The sequence below is a fragment of the Paenibacillus sp. SAF-068 genome, from assembly GCF_051967555.1.
In the GTDB taxonomy this organism is placed as follows: domain Bacteria; phylum Bacillota; class Bacilli; order Paenibacillales; family Paenibacillaceae; genus Paenibacillus.
Map to the genome: position 1 here is coordinate 467771 of NZ_JBQCJX010000003.1, position 15983 is coordinate 483753.

The window sequence follows — 15983 nt, forward strand, 5'->3', positions numbered from 1 at the left end:
TTCAGAACGAACAAGATACTCTTTTCTTTTATATGGGATATGTTACCATAAAAATGGAGGATATATGTTTATTTTCGTTTTTATTAAGGAGGGGATCAGATGAGAAAATACAGAATCTTGTTGATATGGATGCTCGTTTTATTTGTAACAGCCTGCAGTCCAAGTGACGATGCTTCACTACCAGATGTACAGGAAAATGAATGCAAGGAAGCCATAGATACCGAACAAATTCGGAAGGAAAATGAACTGCTGAAGGAGCAGGTACGGAACAACCAGAAGGAAAAAGACGAACAAGACATAAAAAAGCAGGAAGAAATAGAAAGTTTAAGAGAAACGCTGAACATCACGTTTAAACTGATGGCGGCAATGCAATCCAATAACTATACATATCTTGAATCGGTGTCTTCACCGAACATAGAAATATCGCAGCATAACAATATCATTATTTCAAAACTGGAACAGGGGGATTACGAAGTCCCTTTTCTGCATAACGTTAGCCTGAATAATATGGAGTACCGTGGATTTAGTCCGCTGGATTCAGATCGTGTCATTTTACATATGGCTACAGTATGGTCTGATGGAAATGGTGCATTGGATTTCTATTTCATTCGTTCTGAGGAAGGCAACTGGCTCTTTGATGGTCTGCTCACGAATGGATAGGCAACTAGTCTGGCTCTGTACAGATAAATAGCGACCATTCCGTCTATGTAAGAGAGGAAGGTCGCCGCATGATGAGTTCGAGTGAAAGATAATTATGGTGTAGCCTTTCGATCCGGTAGCTGGATCAAATAACTGTTGGACAAGTGTGCAAGATCCAATGCTCGATCATATTGATCCTTCGTTATAAACCGTGAAGAAGAAACCTCACTGTTACTGGATGTAACTATTGCTGGAGGTACCTTGCCCGCTGAAATCTGCGGCGTCTCTTCCAAAGGAATATTCATCTGCTGTTGACCGGAATCCTGTCTGCCCGCATCAGCTAGGGAATAATGCGTTCCGTCCCCGTACCCTTTCGCGGGTATGAAGAGAGAAGCATCGTTTAGAACCGACCCGGAAGGAAGGTAATATCGTTCGGGTAGAAGATTTCCGCCTTCACGCAACAAATCCTGTCCAAAGTGTAATTGGTCCTCCAATGATACTCCGGTGAGTCCGGCAATCGTTGGCAGAATGTCCACCTGGCCTCCGATCTGTTTCAGCTGTACACCCGGAGTAACGCCCGGGGCCGAGATCACTAGTGGAATGTTGATCATGTCTGCGGAAGTATATTCCCGGCCATAGATTTCCTTCATCAGATCTTTGTCCACCCGATCCAGTGAATAGATGGGAAGCCCCAGGTGATCTCCATACACGACGAACAGACTATTTTCCCATAATCCCCGTTCCTTCAATCCCGCAATCAACTGTCCAACCGCCTGATCCGCATAATGCTGCGATATCAGATAATCCCCCGGCAACGTATCCTTATAACGCTCTGGGAGCGATAGCTTTACTTTGTTTTCAGGCAGAGTGTAAGGGTGGTGGGCTGACATGGAAATGATATGGGCATAAAAGGGATCACCCGAAGTCTGCATGGATTCCAGCTTATCCAGTGTTTTAGAATAGAGTATTTCATCCGAGGCCGAAAAGGCGATCGAATCCTGTGTACCGAAATAATTAATATCATAATATTGGTCGAATCCAATTGCCTTGTATAACTCGTCCCGATTCCAGAATTGAACATCATTCGTATGGAATGTGGCTGTCTGATACCCGTTCGCAGACATCAACTTGGGTAGACTCGGCAGTGCTTTATCCGCATATACAGTTGTTGCTGCCCCGTTCGGCGGGGTATAGAACGATGTATTCACAACAAATTCCGCATCGGATGTATTTCCCTGTCCTACCTGTTGATAAAAGTTCGGAAAATACAGGCTCTGTTGAGCCAATTGATTCAGGTTGGGCGTGATCTCCTGTCCATCTACCTCTAATCCAATCAGAAAGTTCTGAAACGATTCCATCTGGAGCATAATCACGTTGCGTCCGCTCGCTGCACCCTGTTCCACAATCGCAGGAAGTTGGGTCGTTTGCTTCAGTTGGTCGATGTCAGCCTGATCAATATGAGCAATAGGCACAAGATCATCAGGTCGATCCAGGATGGTATACGCCTCGTAACCGAGGATGCCCATCTGTTCTGCTTGTGTAAGCTCACTCATGCTGGCCCGATTGGGATAGATGTTGAGCATGCACAGAATCATGGACAGGGTCAAAATGACCGAAGCAACCCGTCTTCTGGCGCGTCGTTCAAGTGGAATGCGATTCGGTCGTTCTGTGCTTCCCAGCTTGATTCGACGACGAAGGAGTATCCCCCCAATGATCAGAACGTCTGCAAAAATAAACAAATAATAGGGATCCAGCAAAGAGAACATGCTGCTCTTGACCGAGGTCACCTGATTCACCTGTGCCAACGCGTGATAGTTAACGATAACGCCATAATATTTGTAGTACATGATGGCTGCAAAGAAAATGCCTGAAAGCAGCAAATTCATGGCCAGGTACATCCACATCCGCCGCTTGGTGGCAAACCACTCAATTAGACAGAAGCCGATCCAGATGAGCGGCAATTCGGTCAGCAGAGGTTTCCAGACAGGGATGTCATCGAAGATAACGATCCAGGCCAATGAGCTTTTGATCATCATGATGATGGTGAAGAATATAAACGGTCCGCTTAGAAATCGGGTGAGTGAACTGCGTGACAAGGTACCGCCTTCCCTTCCGAGGTTTCATTTAACAAGTATTATCCTATCTCGGCAAGGCTGTGTCAAAAATGAAAGCCTCAGCAATTGACGGCAAAAAACCTCTTCCGTGCAGGAAGAGGTAAGAAAAAAACATGGGCTATTGCAATAAAAGCCTGATGCGGCCTAATCCGTTATTCGATAGTGTATGTTGTGACGTAAGAAGGTCTGGGGAACATGGTGGGTTTCTGTGCAGTCAGGCCTTCGCTTGTACTACGGTTACGGTGAGCGTGACTATAGGCTTGGGATTCCTGCCAGCCCTTGAAATGTTCCTCGGACTGCCACAGTGTAAGTACGACATAGATGTCATCCTTTAGAGGACGAAGCACACGAATACCGACAAAACCAGGCTCGTCTTCTACCTTGCGGGCACGGTTCTTGAACCGTTCTTCGAAATCATTACGGCCATCCTCTGTGACAGGGATATTGTTGAGAACAGCGTAACCTCCGCCAGTCCAGGAGCCTGCGGCATCGAAAGCTTCATATGCGGATACCTTATCATCGGACTCGATATTCATCAGGCGTTCTGCGGATTCAATCGCCAGCCGCACATGCTCTTCGCTGCGCAAAGTGAGATGCGGGTATGCAGCAAGTGCATCCGGAATCGGTGAAGGAACCAAATAGATATACATAGAAGCTGCCTCCTTATTAAGTACATTCTATCTCAAGATAGCATATGGAAATCAGCGAGTCCAATCGGCGGATCAACTGGTTTGAGCACGTCTTTTCATGATAAAGTATAGTCACTACACACAGAACGGGTGATCGTATGACAACAACAATTCGGATATCGGTTAGACCTTTGGTGGAGTATGTGTACCGCAGTGGCAGCATACGTCCAGGGTTTCGGAACAATGCCTCCATGCAGGAGGGGACTCGTATCCATCAGCGCGTACAGAAGGAGTACACGGAAGAGGATCTGAAGGAGATTGTACTCGAAGCTGAGATTCAACATGGGGAACTGACCTATGTGGTCGAAGGGCGATGTGACGGCCTGATCCGATTGGAAGATCAGTTAACGGTGGATGAGATCAAATCGACTGCAGGTAATCTGGATGACCTGGGTGAGGGCCTCCCCGTGCATTGGGCGCAGGCTATGATGTATGCCTACATGTACGCCGTTCAGCAGGATGAACCACGCATGCAAGTGCAGTTGACGTATGTGCATTCGGTAACCCATGAAGAAAGACGGTTTCGCCGAATGGCAGAACGAGAGGAACTGGAGCAGTTTGCGGCAGAAGTGATTGCCGGTTATGCACCATATGCGGAGATGATCGCTGCATATGAAGAAGAACGTGATACCAGTGTGCGAGAGCTGCCGTTTCCTTTTCGCAAATACCGGGAGGGGCAGCGGAAGTTGGCTGGAGCCGTGTACAAGACGATCCGTGAGGGTCAGGGATTGATGGCTAAAGCACCAACAGGTATTGGCAAAACCATGTCCGTGCTGTTCCCTACGGTCAAAGCCATTGGCGAAGGCGAAGCGAACCGATTGTTCTATCTGACCGCGAGGACGACGACACGGGTGGCGGCAGAAGAAGCTTTTGCCCGGATGCAATCGGAAGGATTGAAGATGCATGTGATCAGTCTGACCGCGAAGGACAAGATTTGTTTTAAAGAAGAGGAAGCTTGTGATACGGGGCAGTGCGGCATGTGTGAAGGATATTATGACCGTATTAACGGGGCCGTGCTGGACATGCTGGAACATGAGACGTTGATGACACGTCCGGTCATTGAGCAGTATGCGCGCAAACATCGGGTGTGTCCGTTTGAATTCTCACTGGATGCAGCGTATGCAGCCGATGCGGTGATCTGCGATTATAACTATATTTTCGATCCGCGTATTTCTCTGAAAAGAATGTTGGAAGAGCAGAAACGCAAGACGGTGTTACTGGTGGACGAGGCGCATAATCTGGTCGATCGTGGCCGAACGATGTTTTCCGCGGAGCTGGAGAAGGCGGTGTTTCTGGATGTGAAAAGGGAGTTCCAGTCGCTGGACAGCAGTGTACCTGCTGCCAAAGCCATTGTTGATTACACCGGGGCCATTGATAAATATCTGATTACCCTTCGGAAAAACGGTGGAGAAGAAGGAAAGATCATCCAGCAGGAGGCGCCGGAGGAACTGATTGAACGACTGGAGCCTTTTGTCATGGTCGCGGAGCAATGTCTGGTTGAAGGGGGTTCAGGGAATGCCGAGACGGATCAGCTGCTGCTGGATGCTTACTTCACGGCACAGAATTTTCTGCGTATTGCCAAGCTGTATGATGAACGTTTTATTACTTATGCAGAGTGCGTGCGAAGTGAAGTGAGAGTAAAGTTGTTCTGTCTCGATCCTTCGGTACTGCTTCGTCAGACAGCCAAAGGATTCCGCTCCCTCATTCATTTCTCGGCAACATTGTCACCCCTTCGCTATTATCGGGATATGCTGGGTGCAGAGGAAGAAGATTATACATTGCAGATTCCCTCACCATTTCAGCGTGAACAGTTGGATGTGAGACTCATGCCCTTATCTGTGCGTTATAAAGACCGTGAACAATCCCGGCGACCCATTGCGGAGATGCTGCAACAGCTGGTAAGCGAATGGCCGCGCAGCAATCTGATGGTGTTCTTCCCTTCGTATCCTTATATGCGCGAGATCTATGAAACCTATGCACAGCTTCCAAGTGAAGCAGATACGGTCATACAGAAGCAGGGCATGAACGAACTGGAACGGGAGCAATTTCTGGATGGATTCCAGCCGAATCCTGAACGAACACGATTGGTTTTTGCCGTTATGGGTGGTGTATTCTCGGAGGGTGTCGATCTGCCGGGAGACCGCTTGAATGGCGTTGTTGTGGTAGGGGCGGGGCTGCCGCAGATTGGTCTGGAGAACAATGTACTGCGTGATTACTATGACCGTACAGGACGCAACGGATTCAATTATGCCTATATTTTCCCGGGTATGAACAAGGTACTGCAGGCGGGTGGGCGGCTGATTCGAACGGAAGAGGACAAGGGCGTGTTGGTGCTGGTTGACGATCGTTTTATCCAAGAACCGTATCGTTCTCTGCTGCCCGAGGAGTGGCGGGACTATAAGCGAATTTAATATTGCATAGTCAAGGAATTCCCGATGGAATCAGGCAAATGCTGAACCAAGAGTGTAACATTTTTTTCAGATTTTTTCCTTTACATGATTGAAGGGTAGGGTGAAAGGGTTATAACTTGGTTAGCAACGAACGAACAACGGCGATTACCCTATCCGTTCCGCGGTCCGCTTCGAAAGCAATCAAGGAGGTCGGTTATAATGAAGAGAAATCATACCATGATGCAGTTTTTTGAATGGCACCTGGCTGCAGACGGAGATCATTGGAAGCGACTGGCTGAAATGGCCCCGGAACTAAAAGCCAAAGGCATTGACTCGGTATGGGTACCACCCGTAACCAAGGCAGTGTCAGCAGAAGATACAGGCTATGGTGTATATGATCTGTACGATCTGGGCGAATTTGATCAAAAGGGTACCGTGCGGACCAAATATGGCACCAAGCAGGAACTGGTGGAGGCCATTGCTGAGTGTCAGAAGAATGGAATTGCCGTCTATGTGGATCTGGTCATGAATCACAAGGCCGGAGCAGATGAGACGGAAGTGTTCAAAGTGATTGAGGTTGATCCCAATGATCGAACGAAGGAAATTTCTGAACCGTTCGAGATTGAAGGCTGGACCAAATTCACATTCCCGGGTCGCGGCGATCAATACTCTTCCTTTAAGTGGAGCTCCGAACATTTCAACGGTACGGACTATGATGCCAAGGGAGAACGAAGCGGTGTATTCCGCATCGCAGGAGAGAATAAAAAGTGGAATGAGAATGTCGATGATGAGTTTGGCAACTATGACTATCTGATGTTCGCGAATATAGATTATAACCACCCGGATGTGCGGCGCGAGATGATCGATTGGGGGAAATGGCTGATCGACACCCTCCAGTGCGGTGGGTTCCGGCTGGATGCCATCAAGCACATTAACCATGAATTCATCAAGGAATTTGCAGCAGAGATGATCCGCAAACGCGGTCAGGATTTCTACATCGTAGGTGAGTTCTGGAACTCGAACCTGGATGCATGTCGTGAATTCCTTGATACGGTAGACTACCAGATCGATCTGTTCGATGTGTCTCTTCACTACAAGCTTCATGAGGCTTCCCTTGCAGGCAGAGACTTTGATCTCTCCAAAATTTTTGATGACACCTTGGTTCAGACCCATCCTACCCATGCGGTAACCTTCGTAGATAATCATGACTCCCAACCCCATGAAGCATTGGAATCCTGGATTGGAGATTGGTTTAAGCCAAGCGCCTATGCGTTGACGTTATTACGACGTGATGGTTATCCGGTTGTATTTTACGGGGATTATTATGGCATTGGTGGACCTGAACCTGTGGATGGCAAAAAAGAAATTCTGGACATTCTGCTGTCTGCCCGCTGCAACAAGGCATATGGTGAGCAGGAAGATTACTTCGATCACGCCAATACGATTGGCTGGGTGCGTCGCGGAGTAGAGGAAATCGAAGGTTCCGGTTGTGCGGTGGTCATATCCAACGGGGATGACGGGGAGAAGAGAATGTTCATCGGAGAGCATCGTGCTGGTGAAGTCTGGGTAGATCTGACACATAGTTGTGAGGATCAGATTACCATCGAGGAAGACGGCTGGGCCACGTTCCATGTATGTGGTGGAGGTGTCTCGGTATGGGCTCTGCCCGAACAGAATGAGGACTGCGCTGACGCAGAGTAACGGCATAAATAATCTAGGCAGTATTAGAAAAGAGATACCGATCGATATGAAAATGGTATATAGATCGATTCATAATCCACCTGAACAGGGGAGCAAGCACTCCGATGTTCAGGTGGTTTTTGCATTTTTCTATGGATGGCCAAACTCCATCCTAACGAACTTAGCGCGCCTAACGAACTCAGCCTGCCTTATTTGAACCGAATTAGCCTTATTGAAATTCTAACGAATCTCAGTAACCTTATTACTGCCAAAAGTGACTTTAACAGCGCCAATTGGAGCAACATCATCAGAATAACGCGTCTGAGATTCGTTAGAATACTGAAAACTTAGAATTCAACGCATTAAAGCTTCTCAGATTCGTTAGCTTAACTTGGGTTAACGCTCATCATAGGCAAACGATTCACTGCTGCAGATATGAACGTGAAGTAAATACATGAAGTAAGAACATAGAGTAGAAATATGAAGCAAAAAGATGAAGAAAATACACCAAATGAAAACATGGAATGAAACTTGAAGTGAAAAAGAAAACAGTGCGGTTTCATATCTTAATACATGGTACAATAATCCAAATATGGAGCATCACAATAACAAACGAGAAAATAAATGTATAAACCATATGAAACAATGGAACAAGCGATATTCATACAGAGGATTGAGAAGGAGGGGATGACATGAGTCCGAAAAGAGAGCTGAACCGTTTTTTTCCGTTGCTCATATGTCTATTTGTAATAGCCCTGTGTATAGGAGCTTGCGATTTTGGAACAAATCAGGGACCAGGGGGCGAACCGAAGCGAACGGATAAATATACATATAATTCGGAGCGTAGAGATTTGAATGAACGTGTTACGAAGCGACCAGAATCGTTTCAGGGGCATTCACCAGATAAGTATAACCTGACGGCAACCGTCGATGTGAGTCATGTATCCGGCGTTGACAGGATTTCTTATGAGATTTTGGTAGATGGGACTCGGGTGCCTATGGTGAATGTTATTCAATCCTTCACCCTCGATCCCGAGATGATGAATCGAATCGATGCTGGAGAGCTATTTCATTCCAATGTGAGCAATACATACGAGGTCAGTCTGGAGCCGGATAAGGAACCGCTTGGATTGGGGTTGGGCAGGAATTACATTTTGAAGCGGAAGCTAAAAGTAGGGACTGATAGCAATATCATCCAGCGTTATGCAGATATGTATATCAAAATTTCCTATGGACCGAATGATCAGCGAACCGAAGATTATTTTCATATCCAGGCCGAGCCGTCTCCGAGGACGATTGAGTATATGAAGACACGGGAGAAAGAAGAATAGAAAAAGGCAGCACACAACCTTTCCGTATCAGGATTGGAGTAGGCGCTGCCGGTTCATTTATTTAAAATAGTAAGGTATTACTCTTCAAAAAACTGATTCATCGTATCCCACATTCAATACTCTCTCCTAATCTACTCCAGTTCAAAGGATTCCAGCGTACCGACCATCCGCAGATCATGCTCACGGTTGAACTGTTTCCGTTTCTCCGCATCCGCGTACTCATCATGATAATGCATTAAGACAGTTTTCTGTCTCACTTCGGCAGGCAGTTGCTCCAGATCTTTCAGGGAGGTATGAGATTTGATCACCAGATCATGCATGTGACATTCATGGAAAATCAGTTGCACATCAGAAGCGACCTGTTCTACCCGTTTCTGATCGAGTGTACTGTCTGCACTGTAATAGAAGTAAGGTTTGGCGAGTAGCCCATTGCTGACCATACCGGGAACATGCTGCGTTCGAAACGTCTCGAACGTCACACCGCCCAGCTCGAATGCGCCTCCATCTGGCAGGGGAACGACATCATAGTAATCGCTCATGGTCCGTTCACCATCCGTTGTGTAGCGCATGCCGGGGGATAGAATGTTCCAGAGCGGGTCTACCAATTGTTCGTGAATGAACAGACGGGGTTTGCGGTCACCCACAATTTGGGCGTAATAACCTAACATCTGTACACCGTTAATATGATCCTCATGCAGGTGGGTAATAAAGACGTTGTGAATATCGGTCATTGGAAAACCGTACTCCTTGAGTGCTTTGGCATTTGATTCCGGAAAATCAATGACCAGATGCGTGTCTTCGAATTCAGCCAACATACTATTATGGTGCTGCTCTACGCTGAACATATCTCCTGTGCCGAGAAAGGTAATTTTCATTCCATCTCATCTCCTTGTGTTGTCTTCAGATCAGCATCCTTGCGTTAAATCCAGTATACCTTGTTCCCGGATATATGCCTAAATCAACCTTTTTTGATAACGCTATCATTTTATATTGAACTTTGATGGCAAACAGTGTAGCGTAAAGATGGGAAGTGAACCCATATGAACGTAAACTCACCTAAAGGGAGCGTGCGAGGCGAATGAAATCTTTTTTGGATGAACAATTTCTACTGCACAATGAAACGGCGATCAAGTTATATGAGGATTATGCCAAAGACATGCCGATTATTGACTATCATTGCCACCTCAGTCCTCAGGAGATCTACGAGAACAAAACCTTCGGCAACATTACAGAAGCCTGGTTATACGGTGATCACTATAAGTGGCGGCTCATGCGCGCTAACGGAATTGAAGAGCAATATGTGACCGGAGGCGAAGGAGTGACCGATTACGATCGTTTCCTGGCATATGCCAGAACGGTACCCATGATGATCGGTAATCCGCTGTACGCCTGGTCTCACTTGGAGTTACAACGATATTTCGGTGTCTACGAAGTATTGAATGAGACAAGTGCACCCGCCATCTGGGAAAAGGTAAATGCCAAACTGAACAGTGACGGATTCGGTGCACGTGATCTGATTACCAAATCCAATGTCACTGTTGTATGCACAACCGACGATCCAACGGATTCCCTGGAGTATCATCTGAAGATTCAGGAGATCGAAGGTTTCGATACAGCGGTATTGCCTTCTTTCCGTCCGGATAAAGGATTGGAATTGAATCGAGATACGTTCACCGAATGGGTGGGCAAACTGTCGCAAGTATCTGACACAGCGATTTCCGACTATGAGTCTTTCCTTGCTGCATTGGAGTCCCGTGTGGAATTCTTCCATTCCGTAGGTGGCAGAGTCTCTGACCATGCACTCGATTATGTTCCTTACGGCGTGGCTACTCGCGAAGAGGCGGCTGCGATCTTTGCAAAGGCACTGGCAGGTCAGAAGGTAACGCGTGAGGAAGAGGACAAGTATAAGACCGTGACGCTGACTTTCCTCGGCAAACTGTATGCAGAGCGCGGCTGGGTAATGCAGTTCCACATTAATGCAGCCCGTAACAACAATACACGGATGTTTGCCAAGCTTGGGCCGGATACCGGTTATGATGCAGTGAATGATACACCGTTGTCGTCAGCGATGATTGGTTTGCTCGATGCGTTGGAGCAGCAACAGGCGTTGCCCAAAACGATTCTGTATTCCTTGAATCCAAGGGACAACGAAGTTCTTGCTGCAATCATTGGTAGCTTCCAGGGCGGAGGTATTCCAGGCAAAATCCAGCTTGGTGCAGCATGGTGGTTCAATGATACGAAGGACGGCATGATCGCTCAGATGAAGGCACTGGCGAATGTGGGTCTGCTCAGCCGATTTGTCGGTATGCTAACCGACTCACGCAGCTTTCTGTCGTACACACGGCATGAGTATTTCCGCCGTTTGGTCTGCAATCTCATTGGTGAATGGGCTGAACAGGGCGAAGCACCGCAAGATATGGAGCTGCTCGGTCAGATCGTACAGGGCATCGCCTACAACAATGCAAAAGAATATTTCCCGTTTTCCTCCGTGCTTAAAACGGTCTCTGCTTCGAAGTCTTGATGCTTAACAAGCTCATCTAATCACGCAAGTTATGCAATATGAGATCTATCTTGTTTTTTTTATTTCGTTGATCATATGAAAAGCTCCCATGTCTTACCCCGGGTCATCATCCACCGGAGTATGGAATGGGTGCTTTTTTGTGCGGGTTTTAATCATGGCATTGCACACAATAAATATAACAAGCTCCAATGAAGGCACGATGACTAAACCCGTGATCAAGCGCATTTGGACTCTTTGATGAGGGGGATATTGGTTATTTTTAGTTGTTTGACTTTCGCCATCCGGCGTAATATACTTAGTACACCTAATTAATTGATCGTCTATTTAATTGCAATGCTATTTAATAGATATCCTATGATGTTGGAAGTTTACAGAATGATAAAGAATGAAGGAGGAACCCATTATGACGGGTATAGATCCGGTCGCTCAGAAGCTTTTGTACTCCATTATGCAGTTTAATAAAGGCAAATGGAGGCAACATAAACCTCACGGGCGCAATCACAATGAAATTATGGTTCTGGGTTGTTTGCTCCATGGGATGCATCCTGGAGAACAGTTGAACTGGCAGAACAATCCGCCTGATTTCAATGACACGATCCAATCCAATCATCCCGGGATGAAAGTCTCGGAGATCAGTGCTTTGTTACGGGTGAAATCACCAACGATTACACCGGTCATTCGTGGCCTTGAGGATGAAGGGCTTGTCGAACGTACCATGGACCCGGAGGATCGACGTGCAGTGCGCATTACAATTACGGAAGCAGGCCGGGCTATTATTCGGGCTGCTCACGAAGAGCGCATGCAAATCTTCAATAAGTTGGTGGCGCATCTGGGTGAGGGTGATAGCCTTCAATTGGCCGAGTTGTTAACCAAGGTGTACACCTTTTTTGATACATTGCCTTCCCTGGAAAAAGATGATTCGACACAAGGAGATGATACGCCATGATGAAACTGTTTCGCATGCTGAAGCCTTACCGAATACCGATTATCTTCATTCTGGTTCTGGTACTGTTTCAGTCGCTTGCTGAATTGTATCTGCCTACACTAATGGCAGATATCGTGAATTTCGGCATCATTAAAGGAGATATCCCTTATATTTGGCAGATTGGTGGATGGATGCTGGTGATCGCGATTGGCGGAACAGCGTGTTCGATTATCGCCAGTTACCTCTCATCTCGAACGGCGGGTGGATTTGCCAAACAACTTCGCAGCAGAGTATTCCGCCATGTGGAGAACTTCTCGCTCCAAGAGTTTGATAAGATGGGTACGGCTTCCCTAATTACGCGTACGACGAATGATATCACGCAGGTACAGAACGTACTTACGATGATGCTGCGCATGATGATTATGGCTCCGCTCATGTGTATCGGGGGTATCTTCATGGCGGTATCACAGGACGCCAAATTATCTACAATCTTCCTGGTCGTGCTTCCTGTACTGGGCGGAGCCATTGCGCTGATTGGTTCCAAGGGTTTACCTTTGTTCAAAACCATTCAGAAAAAGCTGGACCGACTTAACCTAGTGCTGCGTGAGCAGTTAACAGGGATTCGCGTCGTGCGTTCCTTTAACCGTGGAGAGCATGAGCGCGTACGCTTTAACGGGGCCAACACGGAACTGAGAGATTCTTCGATTAAAGTTAATGTGCTCATGGCGACCATCATGCCTGTTATGATGCTGGTTATGAACTTTTCGATGATTGCCATTCTTTATTTTGGCGGAATGCGGATCGATAGCGGCAACATGAACATTGGTGCACTGATTGCCTTCATTCAATATGCCATGCAAATCATGTTCTCACTGATTATGGTTTCCATGATCTTTGTCATGATTCCAAGAGCTTCAGCATCGGCAGAACGGATCAACGAAGTGCTTGATATGCAGCCGGATCTTAGCAATCCCGAGCAACCGCGTGGCATGAAATCCATGCAGGGCATGATTGAGTTTGACAATGTAACTTTCCGTTATCCGGGCGCAGAGAATCCAGCGTTGTCCGAGATATCCTTCACAGCTCGCTCAGGTGAGACAACAGCCATTATTGGTGGTACAGGTTCTGGAAAATCGACATTGCTCAGTCTTATTCCACGATTCTATGATGTGACCGAAGGCAGTGTTCGGGTCAATGGTACAGATGTGCGTGAACTTCGGCAGGAAGACCTGCGTGCCAAAATTGGCTTTGTACCACAAAAGGCAGTCCTTTTCACAGGTACAATTACGGAGAATATCCGTCACGGGAAAGACGATGCCACAATGGATGAAGTTGTTCATGCGGCTCGTACGGCTCAGGCAGAGAACTTCATTACCGAGATGAAAGATGGATATGACAGCCTTATCGCACAAGGTGGTAATAACGTGTCTGGTGGACAAAAACAACGTCTGTCCATCGCTCGCGCACTTGTTCGCCGTCCGGAAGTCTATATCTTTGATGACAGTTTCTCTGCTCTTGATTTCAAAACGGATGCTAAACTTCGTGCTGCGCTGAAGTCCGAAACGACAGAAGCGGCCGTGTTAATTGTTGCCCAGCGAGTAAGTACGGTAATGGATGCCGATCGCATTCTGGTCATGGATGAGGGACGAATTGTCGGTTCAGGAACACATAAAGAGCTGCTGGAGCACAATGAAGTGTATCGCGAGATTGTATCCTCCCAGCTGACAGAGGAGGAGATCGCATGAGTGAACATACAAAACACAAGTCGCCTCGTCCCCATGGTGGGCCGGGACCAGGTCCCGGAATGGGCATGCGGCCTCCCGCAGAGAAAGCCAAAGATTTCAAAGGCACACTGCGTCGTTTAATTCGTTATCTCCAGCCTCACAGTTCTCGTCTATTGGGTGTGCTGGTCGCAGCCATTCTGAGTACTGTTTTCAGCATCATCAGTCCAAAGATCATGGCAGAGGGAACGGATATTCTCAGCCAAGGCGCCATTGCCATCCTTCAGGGTGTACAGGGGGCCGGAATTGATTTTCCTGCATTGATGAAAGTATTATACCTGCTTGGCGGACTCTATCTGTTCAGCGCTGCATTTATGTATGTCCAGCAATACCTGATGGCCGGTGTGGCCCAGCGTGTTGTGTATGACATGCGTGAGCAGATCAGTGCGAAGGTTGGACGCCTGCCTTTGAAATATTTTGACTCCCGCACGACCGGGGAGACACTTAGCCGTGCCACGAATGACGTGGACAACATCAGTAATACACTTCAGCAGAGTTTGGCACAGTTCATTACGTCCATCGTCACGATTGTCGGCGTAATTATCATGATGCTGACGATTAGTCCATGGATGACCTTGATCACGATTTTGACACTGCCACTCAGTGTGGTTGTTGTTATGCTGGTCGCTTCCCGTTCGCAAAAACACTTTGCAGGCCAACAGAAATCCCTCGGGGAACTGAATGGTCATGTCGAAGAGATGTACACGGGACACAAGGTCGTCAAAGCATTTGGACGTGAAGAACAATCGGTACAGCAATTCGAGAAGGTCAATGAAGAGTTGTATGAATCCGGCTGGAAAGCCCAGTTTATCTCCGGTATTATTATGCCGCTCATGAGTTTTGTCGGTAACCTGGGGTATGTACTGATCTGTGTGGTCGGTGGGATCTTCGTTACTCGCGGATCTATCTCCATCGGGGATATTCTGGCCTTTACACAGTACTCCCGTCAATTCACACAACCGATTAACCAGATCGCAAACATCTCCAATATCATTCAATCGACGATTGCTTCGGCGGAACGTGTATTCGAGTTGCTGGATGAAGAGGAAGAAGTTCCGGAGTCCAAACAACCCGTGCAATTACAGCAGCCCAAAGGTGCAGTTACGTTCCAAGGTGTTAATTTTGGATATAAAGAAAATGAACTGCTCATTCACAACATGAACATTGATGTAAAACCAGGACAGACGGTAGCCATTGTTGGACCAACGGGAGCCGGTAAAACGACCCTGATCAACCTGTTAATGCGTTTCTACGAAATTCAGGATGGTCAGATTACGATTGACGGTGCCGACATTAAGGACATGGAGCGTGGCAAGTTGCGCAGTCTGTTCGGCATGGTGCTTCAGGATACCTGGTTGTTCAACGGAACGATTCGGGACAACATCGCCTATGGTCGAGAGGGGTCTACGGAAGAGGATGTCGTCAAGGCAGCCGTTGCGGCACATGCCGATCACTTTATTCGTACACTGCCTGATGGTTATGATACGGTGCTGAATGAAGAAGCATCGAACATCTCTCAAGGGCAGAAACAGTTGCTCACGATTGCGAGAGCGATTCTGGCGAACCCGGCTATTCTCATTCTGGATGAAGCGACGAGTAGCGTGGATACACGGACCGAAGTGTTTATCCAGAAAGCCATGAATGATCTGATGAAGGATCGCACGAGCTTTGTCATTGCACACCGTTTGTCCACCATTCGCGGTGCCGATCTGATTCTGGTGATGGATCACGGTAACGTGATTGAACAGGGTAATCATGATGAATTGATGGCAAGTCAAGGTTTCTACGCGGATCTGTACAATAGTCAGTTTGCTGAACAGCAGCCACAGGCGATCTGATTACAGATGTAACTAACAAGAATAGCCGAGAGCATCCCTAGGGGTGCTCCCGGCTATTTGTCGTATATCCAGAGG

11 protein-coding genes are annotated in these 15983 nt (G+C 47.3%); 8 read left to right on the top strand and 3 right to left on the bottom strand.

From position 1 onward, the window contains the following. Window positions 1–99 precede the first annotated feature (99 nt). Window positions 100–660 (top strand): hypothetical protein, encoded by a 561-nt coding sequence (locus tag ACTHPG_RS19820; protein WP_440391173.1) that lies wholly within the window; start codon window positions 100–102, stop codon window positions 658–660. 92 nt (window positions 661–752) lie between these two features. Here the strand turns inward: ACTHPG_RS19820 and ACTHPG_RS19825 are convergent, their stop codons facing one another. Then, window positions 753–2735: an LTA synthase family protein gene (locus ACTHPG_RS19825; RefSeq protein WP_440391174.1), complete on the bottom strand. Its 1983-nt coding sequence runs from the start codon at window positions 2733–2735 to the stop codon at window positions 753–755. 170 nt (window positions 2736–2905) lie between these two features. After that, window positions 2906–3403: an antibiotic biosynthesis monooxygenase family protein gene (locus ACTHPG_RS19830; protein WP_440391175.1), complete on the bottom strand. Its 498-nt coding sequence runs from the start codon at window positions 3401–3403 to the stop codon at window positions 2906–2908. A gap of 137 nt (window positions 3404–3540) precedes the next feature. On the opposite strand from ACTHPG_RS19830, the gene ACTHPG_RS19835 reads away from it, so the two are divergent. From ACTHPG_RS19835 to ACTHPG_RS19845, 3 genes are all read left to right on the top strand, one after another. Beyond that, window positions 3541–5853: an ATP-dependent DNA helicase gene (locus ACTHPG_RS19835; protein WP_440391176.1), complete on the top strand. Its 2313-nt coding sequence runs from the start codon at window positions 3541–3543 to the stop codon at window positions 5851–5853. A 198-nt stretch (window positions 5854–6051) separates the two neighbouring features. Beyond that, complete coding sequence (locus ACTHPG_RS19840) at window positions 6052–7533, top strand: alpha-amylase (RefSeq protein ID WP_124116656.1); 1482 nt, start codon at window positions 6052–6054, stop codon at window positions 7531–7533. Between the two features lie 671 nt (window positions 7534–8204). Beyond that, the gene (locus tag ACTHPG_RS19845; RefSeq protein ID WP_440391177.1) at window positions 8205–8843 is read left to right on the top strand and encodes a hypothetical protein; all 639 of its coding nucleotides are present in this window, start codon (window positions 8205–8207) and stop codon (window positions 8841–8843) included. A 131-nt stretch (window positions 8844–8974) separates the two neighbouring features. Here the strand turns inward: ACTHPG_RS19845 and ACTHPG_RS19850 are convergent, their stop codons facing one another. After that, window positions 8975–9718 (bottom strand): MBL fold metallo-hydrolase, encoded by a 744-nt coding sequence (locus ACTHPG_RS19850; RefSeq protein WP_440391178.1) that lies wholly within the window; start codon window positions 9716–9718, stop codon window positions 8975–8977. 203 nt (window positions 9719–9921) lie between these two features. On the opposite strand from ACTHPG_RS19850, the gene uxaC reads away from it, so the two are divergent. The 4 genes from uxaC to ACTHPG_RS19870 all read left to right on the top strand — a co-directional run bounded on the left by uxaC (window position 9922) and on the right by ACTHPG_RS19870 (window position 15908). Then, a complete protein-coding gene (gene uxaC / locus ACTHPG_RS19855) occupies window positions 9922–11364 on the top strand; it encodes a glucuronate isomerase (RefSeq protein WP_440391179.1) in 1443 nt (480 codons plus the stop codon). Window positions 11365–11767: 403 nt separating this feature from the next. Then, window positions 11768–12310, top strand: a complete 543-nt coding sequence (locus ACTHPG_RS19860) for a MarR family winged helix-turn-helix transcriptional regulator (RefSeq protein WP_440391180.1) — start codon at window positions 11768–11770, stop codon at window positions 12308–12310. Next, window positions 12307–14034: an ABC transporter ATP-binding protein gene (locus tag ACTHPG_RS19865; RefSeq protein WP_440391181.1), complete on the top strand. Its 1728-nt coding sequence runs from the start codon at window positions 12307–12309 to the stop codon at window positions 14032–14034. Before ACTHPG_RS19860 ends, ACTHPG_RS19865 begins: the two co-directional genes overlap by 4 nt. After that, window positions 14031–15908, top strand: coding sequence for an ABC transporter ATP-binding protein (locus ACTHPG_RS19870; protein WP_440391182.1), 1878 nt, complete (start codon window positions 14031–14033; stop codon window positions 15906–15908). The genes ACTHPG_RS19865 and ACTHPG_RS19870 overlap by 4 nt, the downstream gene beginning before the upstream one ends. Window positions 15909–15983 lie beyond the last annotated feature (75 nt).

Excerpts from the sequence above, each read along its gene's own strand:
- ACTHPG_RS19820 (WP_440391173.1), top strand. The coding sequence starts at position 100 with ATGAGAAAATACAGAATCTTGTTGATATGGATGCTCGTTTTATTTGTA.
- ACTHPG_RS19830 (WP_440391175.1), bottom strand. The coding sequence starts at position 3,403 with ATGTATATCTATTTGGTTCCTTCACCGATTCCGGATGCACTTGCTGCA.
- ACTHPG_RS19835 (WP_440391176.1), top strand. The coding sequence starts at position 3,541 with ATGACAACAACAATTCGGATATCGGTTAGACCTTTGGTGGAGTATGTG.
- ACTHPG_RS19840 (WP_124116656.1), top strand. The coding sequence starts at position 6,052 with ATGAAGAGAAATCATACCATGATGCAGTTTTTTGAATGGCACCTGGCT.
- ACTHPG_RS19845 (WP_440391177.1), top strand. The coding sequence starts at position 8,205 with ATGAGTCCGAAAAGAGAGCTGAACCGTTTTTTTCCGTTGCTCATATGT.
- ACTHPG_RS19850 (WP_440391178.1), bottom strand. The coding sequence starts at position 9,718 with ATGAAAATTACCTTTCTCGGCACAGGAGATATGTTCAGCGTAGAGCAG.
- uxaC (WP_440391179.1), top strand. The coding sequence starts at position 9,922 with ATGAAATCTTTTTTGGATGAACAATTTCTACTGCACAATGAAACGGCG.
- ACTHPG_RS19860 (WP_440391180.1), top strand. The coding sequence starts at position 11,768 with ATGACGGGTATAGATCCGGTCGCTCAGAAGCTTTTGTACTCCATTATG.
- ACTHPG_RS19865 (WP_440391181.1), top strand. The coding sequence starts at position 12,307 with ATGATGAAACTGTTTCGCATGCTGAAGCCTTACCGAATACCGATTATC.
- ACTHPG_RS19870 (WP_440391182.1), top strand. The coding sequence starts at position 14,031 with ATGAGTGAACATACAAAACACAAGTCGCCTCGTCCCCATGGTGGGCCG.